12 protein-coding genes and 1 riboswitch are annotated in these 14038 nt (G+C 72.4%); of the genes, 5 read left to right on the top strand and 7 right to left on the bottom strand.

Annotated features, from left to right (window positions below; genetic code table 11):
• Positions 1 to 159: 159 nt before the first annotated feature.
• Together AB0F11_RS12580 and AB0F11_RS12575 are read left to right on the top strand one after the other, a co-directional pair.
• Positions 160 to 2310, top strand: a complete 2151-nt coding sequence (locus AB0F11_RS12580) for a carbon starvation CstA family protein (protein WP_362171435.1) — start codon at positions 160 to 162, stop codon at positions 2308 to 2310.
• Complete coding sequence (locus AB0F11_RS12575; protein WP_362171433.1) at positions 2307 to 2504, top strand: YbdD/YjiX family protein; 198 nt, start codon at positions 2307 to 2309, stop codon at positions 2502 to 2504. The genes AB0F11_RS12580 and AB0F11_RS12575 overlap by 4 nt, the downstream gene beginning before the upstream one ends.
• A gap of 61 nt (positions 2505 to 2565) precedes the next feature.
• Here AB0F11_RS12575 and AB0F11_RS12570 read toward each other — a convergent pair whose 3' ends face one another.
• Entirely contained in the window at positions 2566 to 3150 is a 585-nt protein-coding gene (locus tag AB0F11_RS12570) for a Uma2 family endonuclease (RefSeq protein ID WP_362171430.1), read from the bottom strand.
• Positions 3151 to 3228: 78 nt separating this feature from the next.
• Between AB0F11_RS12570 and AB0F11_RS12565 the strand changes: the two genes are divergently transcribed.
• The 3 genes from AB0F11_RS12565 (at position 3229) to AB0F11_RS12555 (ending at position 7494) form a co-directional block, all read left to right on the top strand.
• Positions 3229 to 3726, top strand: coding sequence for a GNAT family N-acetyltransferase (locus AB0F11_RS12565; RefSeq protein ID WP_362171428.1), 498 nt, complete (start codon positions 3229 to 3231; stop codon positions 3724 to 3726).
• Between the two features lie 59 nt (positions 3727 to 3785).
• A riboswitch (cobalamin riboswitch) is annotated at positions 3786 to 3917 on the top strand.
• Positions 3918 to 4063: 146 nt separating this feature from the next.
• Positions 4064 to 6481 carry a ribonucleoside-diphosphate reductase subunit alpha gene (locus AB0F11_RS12560; RefSeq protein WP_362171425.1) on the top strand — a complete coding sequence of 806 codons (2418 nt, stop codon included), beginning with the start codon at positions 4064 to 4066 and terminating at the stop codon, positions 6479 to 6481.
• Entirely contained in the window at positions 6481 to 7494 is a 1014-nt protein-coding gene (locus AB0F11_RS12555) for a ribonucleotide-diphosphate reductase subunit beta (protein WP_362171422.1), read from the top strand. Before AB0F11_RS12560 ends, AB0F11_RS12555 begins: the two co-directional genes overlap by 1 nt.
• Positions 7495 to 7577: 83 nt before the next feature.
• Here the strand turns inward: AB0F11_RS12555 and AB0F11_RS12550 are convergent, their stop codons facing one another.
• The 6 genes from AB0F11_RS12550 to AB0F11_RS12525 all read right to left on the bottom strand — a co-directional run bounded on the left by AB0F11_RS12550 (position 7578) and on the right by AB0F11_RS12525 (position 13882).
• Positions 7578 to 8333 (bottom strand): hypothetical protein, encoded by a 756-nt coding sequence (locus AB0F11_RS12550; RefSeq protein WP_362171419.1) that lies wholly within the window; start codon positions 8331 to 8333, stop codon positions 7578 to 7580.
• A 34-nt stretch (positions 8334 to 8367) separates the two neighbouring features.
• On the bottom strand, positions 8368 to 9111 hold the full coding sequence (locus AB0F11_RS12545; protein WP_362171416.1) for a hypothetical protein: 744 nt from the start codon (positions 9109 to 9111) through the stop codon (positions 8368 to 8370).
• A gap of 134 nt (positions 9112 to 9245) precedes the next feature.
• Entirely contained in the window at positions 9246 to 9881 is a 636-nt protein-coding gene (gene def, locus AB0F11_RS12540) for a peptide deformylase (protein ID WP_362171413.1), read from the bottom strand.
• Positions 9882 to 9947: 66 nt separating this feature from the next.
• Entirely contained in the window at positions 9948 to 10937 is a 990-nt protein-coding gene (locus tag AB0F11_RS12535) for a hypothetical protein (protein ID WP_362171410.1), read from the bottom strand.
• A 105-nt stretch (positions 10938 to 11042) separates the two neighbouring features.
• Positions 11043 to 12356 carry an HD domain-containing protein gene (locus tag AB0F11_RS12530; RefSeq protein ID WP_362171407.1) on the bottom strand — a complete coding sequence of 438 codons (1314 nt, stop codon included), beginning with the start codon at positions 12354 to 12356 and terminating at the stop codon, positions 11043 to 11045.
• Positions 12353 to 13882 carry an HD-GYP domain-containing protein gene (locus AB0F11_RS12525; protein WP_362171404.1) on the bottom strand — a complete coding sequence of 510 codons (1530 nt, stop codon included), beginning with the start codon at positions 13880 to 13882 and terminating at the stop codon, positions 12353 to 12355. Before AB0F11_RS12525 ends, AB0F11_RS12530 begins: the two co-directional genes overlap by 4 nt.
• Positions 13883 to 14038: the final 156 nt, after the last annotated feature.

Raw genomic sequence — 14038 nt, 5'->3', positions numbered from 1 at the left:
GGGGCTTACGTTCACCGGGCGCGCCCCCGTAGATTCCCTGCACTTTCGCAGATGATCAACGAGGGGACGAGGATCATGCCGGAACCGGAAGCAACAGGTACGGAACGGAACGCGGCGAGTTCGGGCACGGACCCGGACTCGCTTTCCGCATCGGGCCGCATGACGCCGAAGTCGGTGGCCGTCTGGGTGCTCGTCGCCCTCGTCGGGGCCATCGGCTGGGGCATGCTGGCGCTCTCGCGCGGCGAGGAGATCTCCGCCGCCTGGCTGCTCGCCGCGGCGCTGGGCTCGTACGCCATCGGCTACCGCTTCTACGCGCGCTTCATCGCCCACCGGGTCCTGAAGGTGGACAAGACGCGGGCCACCCCCGCCGAACGCCTTGACAACGGTGTCGACTTCCACCCCACCGACCGGCGCGTGCTCTTCGGCCACCACTTCGCCGCGGTCGCCGGCGCGGGCCCGCTCGTCGGTCCCGTCCTCGCCGCGCAGATGGGCTATCTGCCGGGCACCATCTGGATCGTCGCGGGCGTGATCTTCGCCGGTGCCGTCCAGGACATGGTGACCCTGTTCTTCTCCACCCGGCGCGACGGGCGCTCGCTCGGCCAGATGGCCCGGGACGAGATCGGCCCCGTGGGCGGAGCCGCCGCCCTGGTCGCCGTGTTCGCCATCATGATCATCCTGCTGGCGGTGCTCGCCCTGGTCATCGTCAACGCGCTGGCGCACTCGCCGTGGGGTGTCTTCTCCATCGGCATGACCATCCCGATCGCCCTGTTCATGGGCTTCTACCTGCGCGTGCTGCGGCCGGGCCGGGTCACCGAGGTCTCGGTCATCGGCGTCGCCCTGCTGCTGCTCGCCATCGTCGCCGGCGGCTGGGTGGCGGAGTCCTCCTTCGCGTCCACCTTCACCCTGGAGAAGGAGACGCTGATCATCTGGATGGTCGCCTACGGCTTCGTCGCCTCGGTGCTGCCGGTGTGGATGCTGCTCGCGCCGCGCGACTACCTCTCCACCTTCATGAAGATCGGCACCATCGCCCTGCTCGCCCTCGGCGTGGTCATCGCCATGCCGACCCTGAAGATGCCCTCGATCACCGACTTCGCCGCCCGCGGCGACGGCCCGGTCTTCGCCGGGTCGATGTTCCCCTTCGTCTTCATCACCATCGCCTGCGGCGCGCTCTCGGGCTTCCACTCCCTGGTCTCCTCGGGCACCACCCCGAAGATGATCCAGAAGGAGACCCAGGTCCGGGTCATCGGCTACGGGGCCATGCTGACGGAGTCCTTCGTCGCCGTCATGGCGATGATCGCGGCCACGATCATCGAGCCCGGGCTGTTCTTCGCGGTGAACTCCCCCGCCGGCGTCGTCGGTGCGACCGTCCAGACCGCCTCGCAGGCGGTCGGCAACTTCGGCTTCGCCATCTCGCCGGAATTCCTCGCGCAGGCCGCGAAGGACGTGGAGGAGGCCACCCTGCTCTCGCGCACGGGCGGGGCGCCGACGTTCGCACTCGGGATGTCGGAGATCTTCTCCTCCGTGCTCGGCGGCTCCGGCATGAAGGCGTTCTGGTACCACTTCGCCATCATGTTCGAGGCCCTGTTCATCCTCACCACGCTCGACGCGGGCACCCGCGTGGGCCGGTTCATGCTCCAGGACACCCTCGGCAACGTGCACAAGTCCTTCAAGGACGTCAGCTGGAAGCCGGGCGTGTGGGTGACGAGCGCGCTCGTCGTCGGCGCCTGGGGCTACTTCCTGTGGGTGGGCGTCAAGGACCCGCTGGGCGGCATCAACCAGCTCTTCCCGCTGTTCGGCATCGCGAACCAGCTGCTCGCGGCCGTGGCCCTGGCCGTCTGCACGACCCTGCTGGTGAAGTCCGGGCGGCTGAAGTGGGCCTGGGTGACCGGGGTCCCGCTCGCGTGGGACGTGGCCGTCACCCTCACCGCGAGCTACCAGAAGATCTTCTCGGACGACGTGAAGGTCGGGTTCTTCGCCCAGCGCGACAAGTACCAGGCCGGCATCGACGCCGGGCAGGTGCTCAAGCCCGCGAAGAACATGGACGAGATGCACACCGTCGTCACCAACGCCACGGTCGACGGGGTGCTGTCGGCGCTGTTCGCGGCGCTGATCATCATCGTGCTCCTGGACGCGGCCCGGACCTGCCTGAAGGCCGTCCGCAACCCGGAGGCGGTCAGCCTGTCGGAGGTCCCGTGGACCGAGTCGAAGATCATCGCCCCGGCCGGGCTCGTCGCGACGCCCGAGGAGCGGGCCGAACTCGCCGCCGGACTGGACTCGGGCGGCGGCCGCGCCAAGGAGCCGGTGGCGTGAGCGGGGTCCGCGGGGCGCTGGCGAAGGCCCGGCACTACGTACGGGAGTTCTCGGGCGAGGCGGCGTACGACCGGTACGTCGCGCACGCCCGCTCCCACGACCCGGCCGCCGAGGTCATGACCCGCCGCGCCTTCGAACGCGCCCGCACGGACGCCCGCGAGGCGGACCCCCGCAAGGGCTTCCGCTGCTGCTGACCCGTCCCGCGTACGAGGAAGGGCCCCGCCGGATGCGGCGGGGCCCTTCTCGCGCACCGGCTCAGCGCACCCAGTCCTTGAGGGGCTCGGTCTGGAGGGTGATGCCGACGGGGTCGGGAAGGGCGATGTCTGTGCCGTAGGGCACGATGTGCACGCTCTCGTAGCGTCGGCCGTTGGGCTGGCTGTAGACGGACACTTCGCACTTGGCCCGGTCGACGAGCAGGTAGACGGGGATGCCCGTCCCGGCGTAGGCGCGGGGCTTCTCGACATGGTCCCGACGCTGCGTGTCCGAGTCCCATGAGGTCACCTCGACAGCCATGAGGATCGGGGCGGGGTCGGCCCAGTCACCCTGACCGACGAAAGCATCCGGGTGCGCCAGTACCGCGTCGGGGAACGCCCGCCCATCCCGGTACTCCTGCGCCTTGATCCCCTGGGCAGGGTGCAGGAACAGATCGGGCCGTGACTGCATGCAGACCTTGAGCAGCCACTGGATGATGCGGCCGTGGTCGCCGTCCGGCATCGCTTTGCTCCTGATGACCCCGTCGATGAACTCCAGCCGTGTCCCCTCCCTCTCGCGAGCGGCTATGCGTGCCACGGCTTCGAAATCCTCGGTCAGCATGTGGGGCCGGTCGGTCATGACGCTCATGCCTCGCTCGCCTTCCTCGACGGTGCTGCTTGCGACGATAGCGCCGGGCGCCGACACGCGTCCGGCAGACTCGGTGGCATGGACATCGACATTCGGGGCGCCCTGCCCGCGGAGTACGGGCGGTTGGGCGAGATCACCGGGCAGGCCTACACGGGGGACGGGCTGCTCGACCAGAACGAGGACGACACCTACCTGAACGTGCTGCGCGACGTCGCGGGCCGGGCCGGCGTCGGGGAGGTGCTGGTCGCCGTCCAGGACGGGCAGGTGCTCGGCGGGGTGACCTTCGCCGCGCCGGGCAGCCCGCTCGCCGACGTCGCCGGGCCGCACGAGGCGGAGTTCCGGATGCTCGCCGTAGCCCCGGAGGCCCGCGGGAAGGGCGTCGGGGAGGCCCTCGTCCGGGCGTGCATCGAGCGGGCGCGGGCCCTCGAAGGGGTCACCGCGCTCGTGCTGTCGACCCAGCCGGCGATGCTCGGCGCCCAGCGGATCTACGCCCGCCTGGGCTTCGTCCGCACCCCGGAACTGGACTGGTCGCCGATCCCCGCACTCACGCTGCTCACCTACCGGCTGGAGCTGTAACACCACGCTCAGCAAGGGCCCGACACAACATCTAGGGGGTCGCGCAGACAGGCCCCCCCACATGTATGCTCATCCTCGCTGTCGACGCAGGGGAATCCGGTGCGAATCCGGAACTGTCCCGCAACGGTATGAAGTACACCCCCATCGGTGTCACCGAAGTCCGAGGACCTGCCGACGGTGCACCCGGATCGACCGACCCGGGTGCCGACCACGTCCGGGCCCCGCGGTTGGGCCGGTGGACGCCGCGCGGTGCTGCCCTGGCGGGCCCCTGCCCGCGTGCGCCCGCTCGCTCCCCCGCCGCCGGTGTCCCGGAGCCGAGCGAGGGAGAGCTCCCCCCGTGACCATCGCGCCTTCCGCACCGCGCGCCGAGTCCGACCCGTCCGACAACGGAACCGAGGGCGGGGGCCCCGGGGCCGCGCTTCTGCGTACCCTCACCGAGCTGACCGCCGACCTCCCCGACACCGACCCCGGCCGGGTCGCCGCCGCCGCACTGCGCGGCCGCAGCGCCGACGCCGATGAGGCGGAGCTGCGCGGGCTGGCCACGGAGGCGGCCGCAGGCCTGATCTCCGAAGACCCGGCGTACTCCCGCCTGGCCGCCCGGCTGCTGACGCTCGCCGTCGCCGAGGAGGCCGCGGGCCAGGGGGCCACCTCCTTCTCCGCCTCCGTCGAGGTCGGCCACCGCGAGGGCCTGATCGCCGACCGCACCGCCGAGTTCGTCCGCCTGCACGCGGCCCGCCTCGACGCGCTGGTCGAGCACACCCTCGCCGAGGGCGCCGACGACCGCTTCGGCTTCTTCGGCCTGCGCACCCTGCACAGCCGCTACCTGCTGCGCCACCCGATCACCCGCCAGGTCATCGAGACCCCGCAGCACTTCATGCTGCGCGTGGCCTGCGGCCTCGCCGAGAACGACAGCATCGAGGCGGTCGAGGAAGTCGCCTCGCTGTACCGGCTGATGAGCCGCCTGGACTACCTGCCGTCCTCCCCCACGCTGTTCAACTCCGGCACCCGCCACCCGCAGATGTCGTCCTGCTACCTGCTGGACTCCCCGCTGGACGAGCTCGACTCGATCTACGACCGCTACCACCAGGTCGCGCGCCTGTCGAAGCACGCCGGCGGCATCGGCCTGTCGTACTCGCGCATCCGTGCCCGCGGCTCGCTGATCCGCGGCACCAACGGCCACTCCAACGGCATCGTCCCGTTCCTGAAGACCCTCGACGCCTCGGTCGCCGCCGTGAACCAGGGCGGCCGCCGCAAGGGCGCCGCCGCCGTGTACCTGGAGACCTGGCACGCGGACATCGAGGAGTTCCTGGAGCTGCGCGACAACACCGGTGAGGACGCCCGGCGTACGCACAACCTGAACCTGGCGCACTGGATCCCGGACGAGTTCATGCGCCGCGTGAACGCCGACGGCGAGTGGTCGCTGTTCTCCCCGGCCGATGTGCCCGAGCTGGTCGACCTGTACGGCGAGGAGTTCGACGCCGCGTACCTCAAGGCCGAGGCGGCGGGCCTGGCGAAGAAGACCATGCCGGCCCGCGACCTGTACGGCCGCATGATGCGCACCCTGGCGCAGACCGGCCAGGGCTGGATGACGTTCAAGGACGCCTCCAACCGGACCGCGAACCAGACCGCGCTGCCCGGCACGGTCGTCCACTCCTCGAACCTGTGCACCGAGATCATCGAGGTCACCAACGACGGCGAAACGGCCGTCTGCAACCTCGGCTCGGTCAACCTCGGCGCCTTCGTGCTCGCCGAGAGGGGTGAGATGGACTGGGAGCGCCTCGACGAGACGGTCCGCACCGCCGTGACCTTCCTCGACCGGGTCGTGGACATCAACTTCTACCCGACCGAGCAGGCCGGCCGCTCCAACGCCAAGTGGCGTCCGGTGGGCCTGGGCGCGATGGGTCTGCAGGACGTCTTCTTCAAGCTGCGCCTGCCCTTCGACTCCGCCGAGGCCAAGGCCCTGTCCACGCGGATCGCCGAGCGGATCATGCTGGCGGCCTACGAGGCCTCCGCCGACCTCGCCGAGAAGCACGGCACCCTCCCGGCCTGGGAGCAGACCCGTACCGCCCAGGGCGTGCTGCACCCCGACCACTACGACGTCGAGCTCGCCTGGCCGGAGCGCTGGGACGCGCTGCGCGCCCGGATCGCGGCCACCGGCATGCGCAACTCGCTGCTGCTGGCCATCGCGCCGACCGCGACGATCGCCTCGATCGCCGGCGTGTACGAGTGCATCGAGCCGCAGGTGTCCAACCTGTTCAAGCGCGAGACGCTGTCGGGCGAGTTCCTCCAGGTCAACGGCTACCTGGTGGAGGACCTGAAGAAGCTCGGCGTGTGGGACGCGCAGACCCGCGAGGCGCTGCGCGACTCCTCCGGCTCGGTCCAGGGCTTCGGCTGGATCCCGGCCGAGATCCGCGAGCTGTACCGCACGGCGTGGGAGATCCCGCAGCGCGGTCTGATCGACATGGCCGCGGCGCGCACCCCGTACCTGGACCAGTCCCAGTCGCTGAACCTGTTCATGGAGACGCCGACCATCGGCAAGCTGTCGTCGATGTACGCGTACGCCTGGAAGCAGGGGCTGAAGACCACGTACTACCTGCGTTCGCGCCCGGCGACGAAGATCGCCCGTGCCGCGTCCGGCGGGGCCGCCGTCCCGGCTGCCGTCCCGGCCACCGCCACCCCCCTCCCGCAGGCCCTCGACGCCGAGGCGCTGGCCTGCTCCCTTGAGAACCCCGAGTCCTGCGAGGCCTGCCAGTAATGTCCACCGCCGAGAAGAACCTGCTCGACCCGGGCTTCGAGCTGACGCTGCGCCCGATGCGCTACCCGGACTTCTACGAGCGCTACCGGGACGCGATCAAGAACACGTGGACGGTGGAGGAGGTCGACCTCCACTCGGACGTGGCCGACCTGGCGAAGCTGACGCCGGCCGAGCAGCACATGATCGGCCGCCTGGTGGCGTTCTTCGCGACCGGTGACTCGATCGTCGCGAACAACCTGGTCCTGACGCTGTACAAGCACATCAACTCCCCGGAGGCGCGCCTGTACCTGTCGCGCCAGCTGTTCGAGGAGGCCGTGCACGTCCAGTTCTACCTGACGCTGCTGGACACCTACCTGCCCGACCCGGACGACCGCGCCGCCGCGTTCGCCGCGGTGGAGAACATCCCGTCCATCCGGGAGAAGGCCCAGTTCTGCTTCAAGTGGATGGACTCGGTAGAGAAGATCGAGCGGCTGGAGACGAAGGCCGACCGCCGCCGCTTCCTGCTGAACCTGATCTGCTTCGCCGCGTGCATCGAGGGCCTGTTCTTCTACGGCGCCTTCGCCTACGTGTACTGGTTCCGGTCGCGCGGTCTGCTGCACGGCCTGGCGACGGGCACCAACTGGGTGTTCCGCGACGAGACCATGCACATGAACTTCGCGTTCGAGGTCGTGGACACGGTCCGCAAGGAGGAGCCGGAGCTCTTCGACGGCGAGCTCCAGCAGCAGGTCACCGACATGCTGAAGGAGGCCGTGGAGGCGGAGCTGCAGTTCGGCCGCGACCTGTGCGGTGACGGCCTGCCGGGCATGAACACCGAGTCGATGCGCGAGTACCTGGAGTGCGTCGCCGACCAGCGCCTGGTCCGCCTCGGCTTCGCGCCGGTGTACGGCTCGCAGAACCCGTTCTCCTTCATGGAGCTGCAGGGTGTCCAGGAGCTGACGAACTTCTTCGAGCGCCGGCCGTCGGCGTACCAGGTCGCCGTCGAGGGCACGGTCGACCTGGACGAGGACTTCTAAGACCGGGCGGTCCGTCGGGCGGACCCTCGGCACCACCGGACCGGCCGGGAACCACACGGGCTCCCGGCCGGTCTGCTGTGCTGTTACTTCTTGCAGGTCAGTACGGATACGACGTCGCCGCGCTTGCCCTTGGAGGGGCCGCTGTCGATCACGACGACCCCGGAGGCCCGGCGGGTGTCCGGCGAGGGGATGGTCGCCGTGTGCAGGGGCAGCTCCTTGGACTGCAGGACGTCGGTGAACTCGACCGTGAGGGGGCCCGACTTCGTCGTCCCCTCCCAGTGGTACTTCACCGTGCCGCGGTCGGACCCCACGAGCGTGGCCTTGAACCCCACGCCGTCGGAGCAGTCCGTCTCCTGGAAGGGGTCGAAGTCGGTGTCCACCCGGATGCCCAGGACGCGGACGTTGCGCGAGGTTCCCTTCTTCAGGTCTTCCTCGCCTTCCTTCTTCCCCTGCTTCGCGCCCTTCTTCTTGCCTTCCGCGAAGCCGGTGTCGTACGCCTTCGTGTAGCCGTCCGTGTAGCTCTTGAGGGCCGACTCGGGGCACACCGTCGGGTTGGCGCCCTGCTTGGTGGCGAAGACGTCGTCGTAACTCTGCTTGTACGCGTCGGCGTAGCCGTCCGCCCGCCCGTCGGCCAACCCCTCGGTATGCCCCTGCCGGTAGGCGTCGGCCGCCGTGGTGGTCTCGTCACACGCGGGAGCGCGGTCCCGCAGGGGCGCCGCGGCCCCGGTCCCGGGTGCGTACGCAAGGGCCAGGCCCGCCGCCAGGGGCAAGGCGGCCGCCGCCCGCGCGATACGGGCTCTGCGCTTCCTGCCGTGCGCTTTCCGGGCGGAGATCGTCATGACCGCTCCTTCCGCGTGCCCCCCGGGGTGGGTTCTACTTCGGGCAGCCGGCGGTGATCGTCCACTCGGCCGACTTGCCCTTCGAGGGCCCGCTGTCGATCACGACCTTCTCCGTGATGGCGGCGACGGCACCTCCCGGGGGGAAGTGCACCGCGATGCTGTCCGACTGCACCTGCGGTCCGGGTCCGGTGAATTCCAGGCTCCGTTGGGGATAGACCTGCGTGCCCCCCGCCCAGTGGTAGTGCAGGGTGCCCTTGCCGGTTGCCGTGAACGTGGCCCGGAATTGGATGAGGTCCGTCTCGCAGCTGGCCTCCACGGCGGCGACGGTGAGCTCGTCGACCGTCACGTTCCGCGCGGAGTCGCCCTTCCGCTTGCCCTTCTTCGCGGTCTCCTTGAAGCCGGCCTCGTACCCGGACTTGTAGCCCTTCTTGTAGGCCTTGGCCTGGAGCACCCCGCACTCCTCGCTCAGGCCCGGCTTCGGCTCGAAGGAGTCGTCGTAGCTCTTCCTGTACGTGTCCGCGGTGCCGTCGGCACGGCCGTCCGCGAGCCCTTCGGTACGCCCTTGCCGGTAGCCCTCGTTCTCGAGGGCCTTCTTGTCGCACGCGGGGCGTAGCGCGGTGGCGGCCGCCTGCCCGACCGGCGGGGCCGAGGCGTACGCGTCGGCCGCCGCACCCGGCGCGTACGCGAGGACCAGCCCCGCGGCCAACGGCAGTGCTGCTGCCCGCAGGGCGCGCACCGCGCGGCGGGGGCCGCGGGGCGCGCCGGCGGAGTCGCTCATGACCGCTCCTTCCGCGTGCCCCCTCGGGTGGGTTGCGGCGTGCGTCACGTCACTTCCATGCTGTCCCCGCCGGGGGGCGGTGTCGACCCGGGCCCGGGGGCCCGCCGGCCGGCGCCGCTGCGGTCGTAGCGCGCCTACTCGTTCGGGACGGTCTCGTAGCGCGGGGTGCCCTCGGCCATCTGGCGCAGGGCGTCCTTGCGGTCCCGCTTGGAGAGCCGGTCGATGTACAGGTAGCCGTACAGGTGGTCGGTCTCGTGCTGGAGGCAGCGCGCGAAGTAGCCGGTGCCGCGGACCTTGATGGGGTTGCCCTGCGCGTCCTGGCCGGTCACCTCGGCGTAGTCCGGGCGGGCCAGGGAGGCGTACGCGGTCGGGACCGACAGGCAGCCCTCGTTGGAGTCGTCGAGCACGCGGGAGCCGGCGGGCAGCTCCACGAGCTTCGGGTTGACCACGACACCGGTGTGGCGCACGCCGTCGTCGTCGGGGCAGTCGTAGACGAAGACCTTGGCGTCCACGCCGATCTGGTTCGCGGCCAGGCCCACGCCCTCGGCGGCCTTCTGGCTGGCGAACATGTCGTCGATCAGCTGGGCCAGTTCGTCGCCGAACTCGGTGACGTCCTTGCACTCGCGGTGCAGCACCGGGTTGCCGACCACCGTGATCGGGCGGGCGGTGCCGCGCTCGCGGTGGGCGAGCTCGCGCTCCGCACAGTTCTCGGTGTCCACGACGTACCCGTCGTTCACGACCTCGACGACCTCGTTCTCCTGCTGCGCCATGTCCGACGTACGCCTTCCGTAAATCCACCCGTTCACCAATGTGCCGGTACAGCCTACGGTGCCGCTTCAGCAGACTTCTTCGAGATCCCGCCACTCCCGGGTGTCCGGGCTGTCGGCGACCCAGCCGTCGAGCAGGCCGCGCACCAGCCCGGCGGGTGCGGCGATGCCGCATTCGCGCTCCGGGACCCACAGCGAGCCGGAGCCGGCCGTACGGTGCCCCAGCGGGCCGGGGTGGCCCGGTTCGCTGTGGTCGTGCGGGTCCAGGTGCTCGCCGTCGCCCTCGCCGCTCGGCATGACGCTCTCCGAGCAGGTCCGGCACAGCAGCCGCACCGAGGACGACCAGTCCTCGGCGGCGAAGCCCGCGTCGGAGGCCAGCTGCTCCAGGGCGTCGCGGTCCGCCTCGGAGGCCGCTTCGAGCAGCACCACCCAGGTCGGTACCGGGGACGGCGCCCACAGCTCGATCTCGTCGAAGACCGGGTACGAGGGGCCGGCCGCGGTGACGCGCTCGCCGTGGGGGACCCCGTCGTGCAGGACGACCTCGCCCCAGCGCCGCCCGGAGGACGGCAGCGGGATCGACAGCACCTCGATGCGGGCCGGGTCCAGCCGGCGGCCCCACACCACCTCGGCCTCGCCCTCGGGCGAGAGCCGGACGGCGGCGCTGCCGAGCTCCATGCCGACCGGTTCGCCGCCCTTGCCGTGCGGGTCCCCGGGCACCTTCAGCCCGTACGCCTGCCAGGCACGCCGGGCCAGCGGCCAGTCCTGCAGCGCAGTGGCGGCGATGCCGACGTTCCACCAGTCGGGGGCGCCGGCCTCGCGGTCGAGCAGGGCCACGGCGCGCAGTCCGGCGGCCCGCGCCTGTTCCCAGTCGTGGCGGAACTTGTGCAGCAGCGCCAGGTTGAACCAGGACTCCGACAGCCAGGGCTCCAGGTCGGCGGCTCTGGTCAGCAGGGCGCCCGCGTCCTCGTACCGACCGTCGCCGATCAGCGTGAACGCGCGGTCGGTGGCCTGCCGCCACGAGGCGGAGGGCCGATGCCGTACCTTCCCGAAGATCCTCACGATTCCCGCCTGCTTGGGGACAACGGTGCAGCCTTGCGGACACCCACGGACGCTCCTACTGGCATCCAACCATGCCCACTCGGACGGCCGCTCATTACCCATGGGTTACCCAGGTGGAACGGGAACAACTCTGTCACGTCCACCCCTGGCCAGAACCCTTGCGAGGCATTCGACGACCTCCGGTTGGTAGTCGCGCCCGGTGCCCAGCCGGAGCTGTTCCAGTGCGGCCAGTGAGCCGCCCGGGTGACGGGCCCCGCCGGCCAGGTCGTCGTACGCGTTGACCGCGCGCACGATGCGTGCGGCGACGGGCTGCTCCCGGTACGGGTCCGCCTGCCGCTCCACCACGACGGCGACCTCGGCGGGCACCCCGCTCTGCCGGACCACCTCCCCGCCGAGCCCGGCGATCCGGCGGGCCTCGGCCGCGGGCAGGTGGGCGGTGGCGCCGCCCGGGACCGGGTCGAGGAGGGACAGCTGGCCGATGTCGTGCATCAGCGCGGCGTACTCCAGCACCCTGAGCTCCCGCTGCGACAGCCCCAGCTCCCGGCCGACGGCGCAGCTCAGCGCGGCGACCCGGCGGGCGTGGCCGGGTCGGGTGCAGCCGGCGATCTCGGTGGCGCGGGCCAGGGAGGTGATGGTCTGGCGGTAGGCGGTGCGGACCTCGGCGATCCGGTGGAAGGACAGCTGGGTCAGCAGCAGCGGCACGCAGAAGACGGGCAGCGCCCACAGCCCCGCGGCGGCCGTGCCGAGGGCCGTCACGGCTGCGGTGGCGCCGATCGCCGAGCCGATGCCCGGCCGGGCGTACAGCTCGTCGCGCAGCAGCGGCCCGTACGGCCGGCCCGTGCGGGCCCGGGCCGTGGCGGCGGCGAGCACGGCGTCGCACAGGGCGGTCAGGAGCAGCACGGGGACGAGGTGGAGGACCACCCCCGGGCCCTGGCCGAGCCACTGCTCCAGGCGTCCGGCGTCGTGCAGCGGCCGGCAGCAGGCGGCGGCGAAGGCGACGGTGAGGACGTGGCGGGCCAGGTGGTCGGCGGCGGGCCCGCGGCCCCGGGCGATGTGCGGGACGATCCCGACCAGAGTGGCGGCCACCACGACGGCGACGGTCTGGAGCACCCCGTGGTGGGCGGGCTGCGCCGCGTCCCGGCCGAGCAGGGCGTACGCGAGGGACGCGGCGGCGCCGAGCGGCGCGGGCCGGCGGTCCTCGGCGGGCGGCGGCCCGGTTCCGGGGCCGGGAGCGGCCGGGGTGTCGCGGCGGGCGAGCTCGCCGAGGGCGATCAGGGCGCCGAAGGCCACCGCGGTGCCCGGCTCGGCCAGGCCGTTCCACAGGGTGTGCCCGAGCGCCGCCGCGGCCAGCACCGCGGCGGCCGTGCGCAGGGCCCAGGGGGCGGCGCCCGTGGCGCCCGCGGCGCCCGCGCCCCTCACGGGCCGTCCCCGCCCTCGGCCGCGGCGGCCGGGGCGGCTTCCCGGCCCTGCGCGGCATCCCGGCCCCGGTCGGCATCCCGGCCCTGCGCGGCCTCCCGGCCCTGGTCGGGCTCCCGGCCCTGCGCGGGCATGCCGGGCAGCGCGGACGTGCCGGTCGCGGCCGGCGGGAGGTCGGCGTCGGCGGTGACCACCGGATGCCAGCCGTACCGGCCGACGGCGTCGACCAGCGCCCGCACCACGGCCGGGTCGAACTGGGCCCCCGCGCACCGCTCCAGCTCGGCCAGCGCGGCCGGCACCGGCCGGGCCCGGCTGTAGCAGCGGGTCGAGGTCATCGCGTCGAAGGCGTCGGCGACCGCCACCACCCGGGCCGCCACCGGGATCTGCTCGCCGGTCAGCCCGTAGGGGTAGCCGGATCCGTCGACCCGCTCGTGGTGGTGCAGGATCGCCGAGCGGGCCTCGCCGAGGAAGGCGATGCCGCGGACCATCTCGTGCCCGTACTCGGGGTGCAGTTCGATGACGCGGCGCTCCTGCGGCGTCAGCGGCCCGGCCTTGCGCAGCAGCCGGGTCGGGACGCCGAGTTTGCCGATGTCGTGCAGGATCCCGGCGATGCGGACGGTCTCCAGCCGGTCCCCGGTCATGCCCAGCTCGCGGGCGATCATCGCGGAGGCCTGGCCGACGCGCTCGCCGTGGCCGCGCGTGTAGCGGTCCTTGATGTCGACGGCCTGGACCAGCGCCCGGATCGTGGCCTGGTGGGCGGCCCGCTCGCGGTGGTACCGGCCGAGGACCCGGGCGGAGACGTACAGGGGCAGCAGGACGAGCAGGGCGGCGGGGAGCCCGTAGGGGCTGCGCCACAGGACGGCCATCATCAGCCCGGCGAGGCCCTGCACGCAGTACGGGGCCAGGGACCGGGAGAGCAGGCCGCGCCACGCGGTCCGCGCGGGCCGGCGCTCCGCGGCGGCGAGGACGGCCCCGTCGAGGGCGGTCAGGACGAGGCAGAAGGCGGCGGCCGCGGCCGCCGCGGGGAGCAGGGCGTACGGGAAGTCGGCGACGCCCGGGGCGGCCGGATCCGGGCCGCCGGGCAGCGCGGCCGGCCCGCCGAGCAGCGTGAACGCCCACCCCGCCGCCCAGGCGGCCACGGCCTGCTGCGCGGCGTGCCAGACCCGGCGTACCGCGGCGCGGGGCCGGCCCGCCGGCCCGGCGAGCCCGCCGGGCAGGGCGACGAGCGCGGCGGCGGCCGGGGGCAGCAGGAAGGCGGCGGCGAGCAGCACGGGGAAGAAGGGGACGGTGGCCTCGGCGGCACCCCCGGCGCGGCGGCCCGGCAAGGGCCGGGCCCGGGCGAGCTCGCAGCCGAGGCAGAGCAGCCCGAGCACCGCGGCGGACGGCCGGGCGGCGGCGGTGGTGGCTACGGAGGCGGCGGCCGTGGCGGGGTCGTGGAGGACGTCGAGGAGAACCGGGGCGGCGCAGGCAAGGGCCGCGAGGACGGTGCACAGCACGAGGCCGCGCGCTGCCGGGGGCAGTTCCCGCATGGCGCTCTCCTCCCCTGGGCGGTGGAAGCCGCTACCGGAATCGCACCGGTACCGAAGGGGGAGAATAGGTCGGCCCCTCCCGCGAAGTGGGGCACATTTTCGTACGGGGCCATACGGGCACCCCCGGATTAGCACCTTCGGGTGAACGGAGGGCCC

This window comes from Streptomyces sp. NPDC032472, from assembly GCF_040636955.1.
Taxonomy (GTDB): Bacteria; Actinomycetota; Actinomycetes; order Streptomycetales; family Streptomycetaceae; genus Streptomyces.
Note: the sequence above shows the minus strand (reverse complement) of the source record. Positions and strands in the feature narration are given on the sequence as shown.

What these genes read in the sequence shown, in the direction of transcription:
- AB0F11_RS12580 (WP_362171435.1), top strand. Translation starts at nt 160, where the DNA reads ATGACGCCGAAGTCGGTGGCCGTCTGGGTGCTCGTCGCCCTCGTCGGG.
- AB0F11_RS12570 (WP_362171430.1), bottom strand. Translation starts at nt 3,150, where the DNA reads ATGAGCGTCATGACCGACCGGCCCCACATGCTGACCGAGGATTTCGAA.
- AB0F11_RS12565 (WP_362171428.1), top strand. Translation starts at nt 3,229, where the DNA reads ATGGACATCGACATTCGGGGCGCCCTGCCCGCGGAGTACGGGCGGTTG.
- AB0F11_RS12555 (WP_362171422.1), top strand. Translation starts at nt 6,481, where the DNA reads ATGTCCACCGCCGAGAAGAACCTGCTCGACCCGGGCTTCGAGCTGACG.
- AB0F11_RS12550 (WP_362171419.1), bottom strand. Translation starts at nt 8,333, where the DNA reads ATGACGATCTCCGCCCGGAAAGCGCACGGCAGGAAGCGCAGAGCCCGT.
- AB0F11_RS12545 (WP_362171416.1), bottom strand. Translation starts at nt 9,111, where the DNA reads ATGAGCGACTCCGCCGGCGCGCCCCGCGGCCCCCGCCGCGCGGTGCGC.
- def (WP_362171413.1), bottom strand. Translation starts at nt 9,881, where the DNA reads ATGGCGCAGCAGGAGAACGAGGTCGTCGAGGTCGTGAACGACGGGTAC.
- AB0F11_RS12525 (WP_362171404.1), bottom strand. Translation starts at nt 13,882, where the DNA reads ATGCGGGAACTGCCCCCGGCAGCGCGCGGCCTCGTGCTGTGCACCGTC.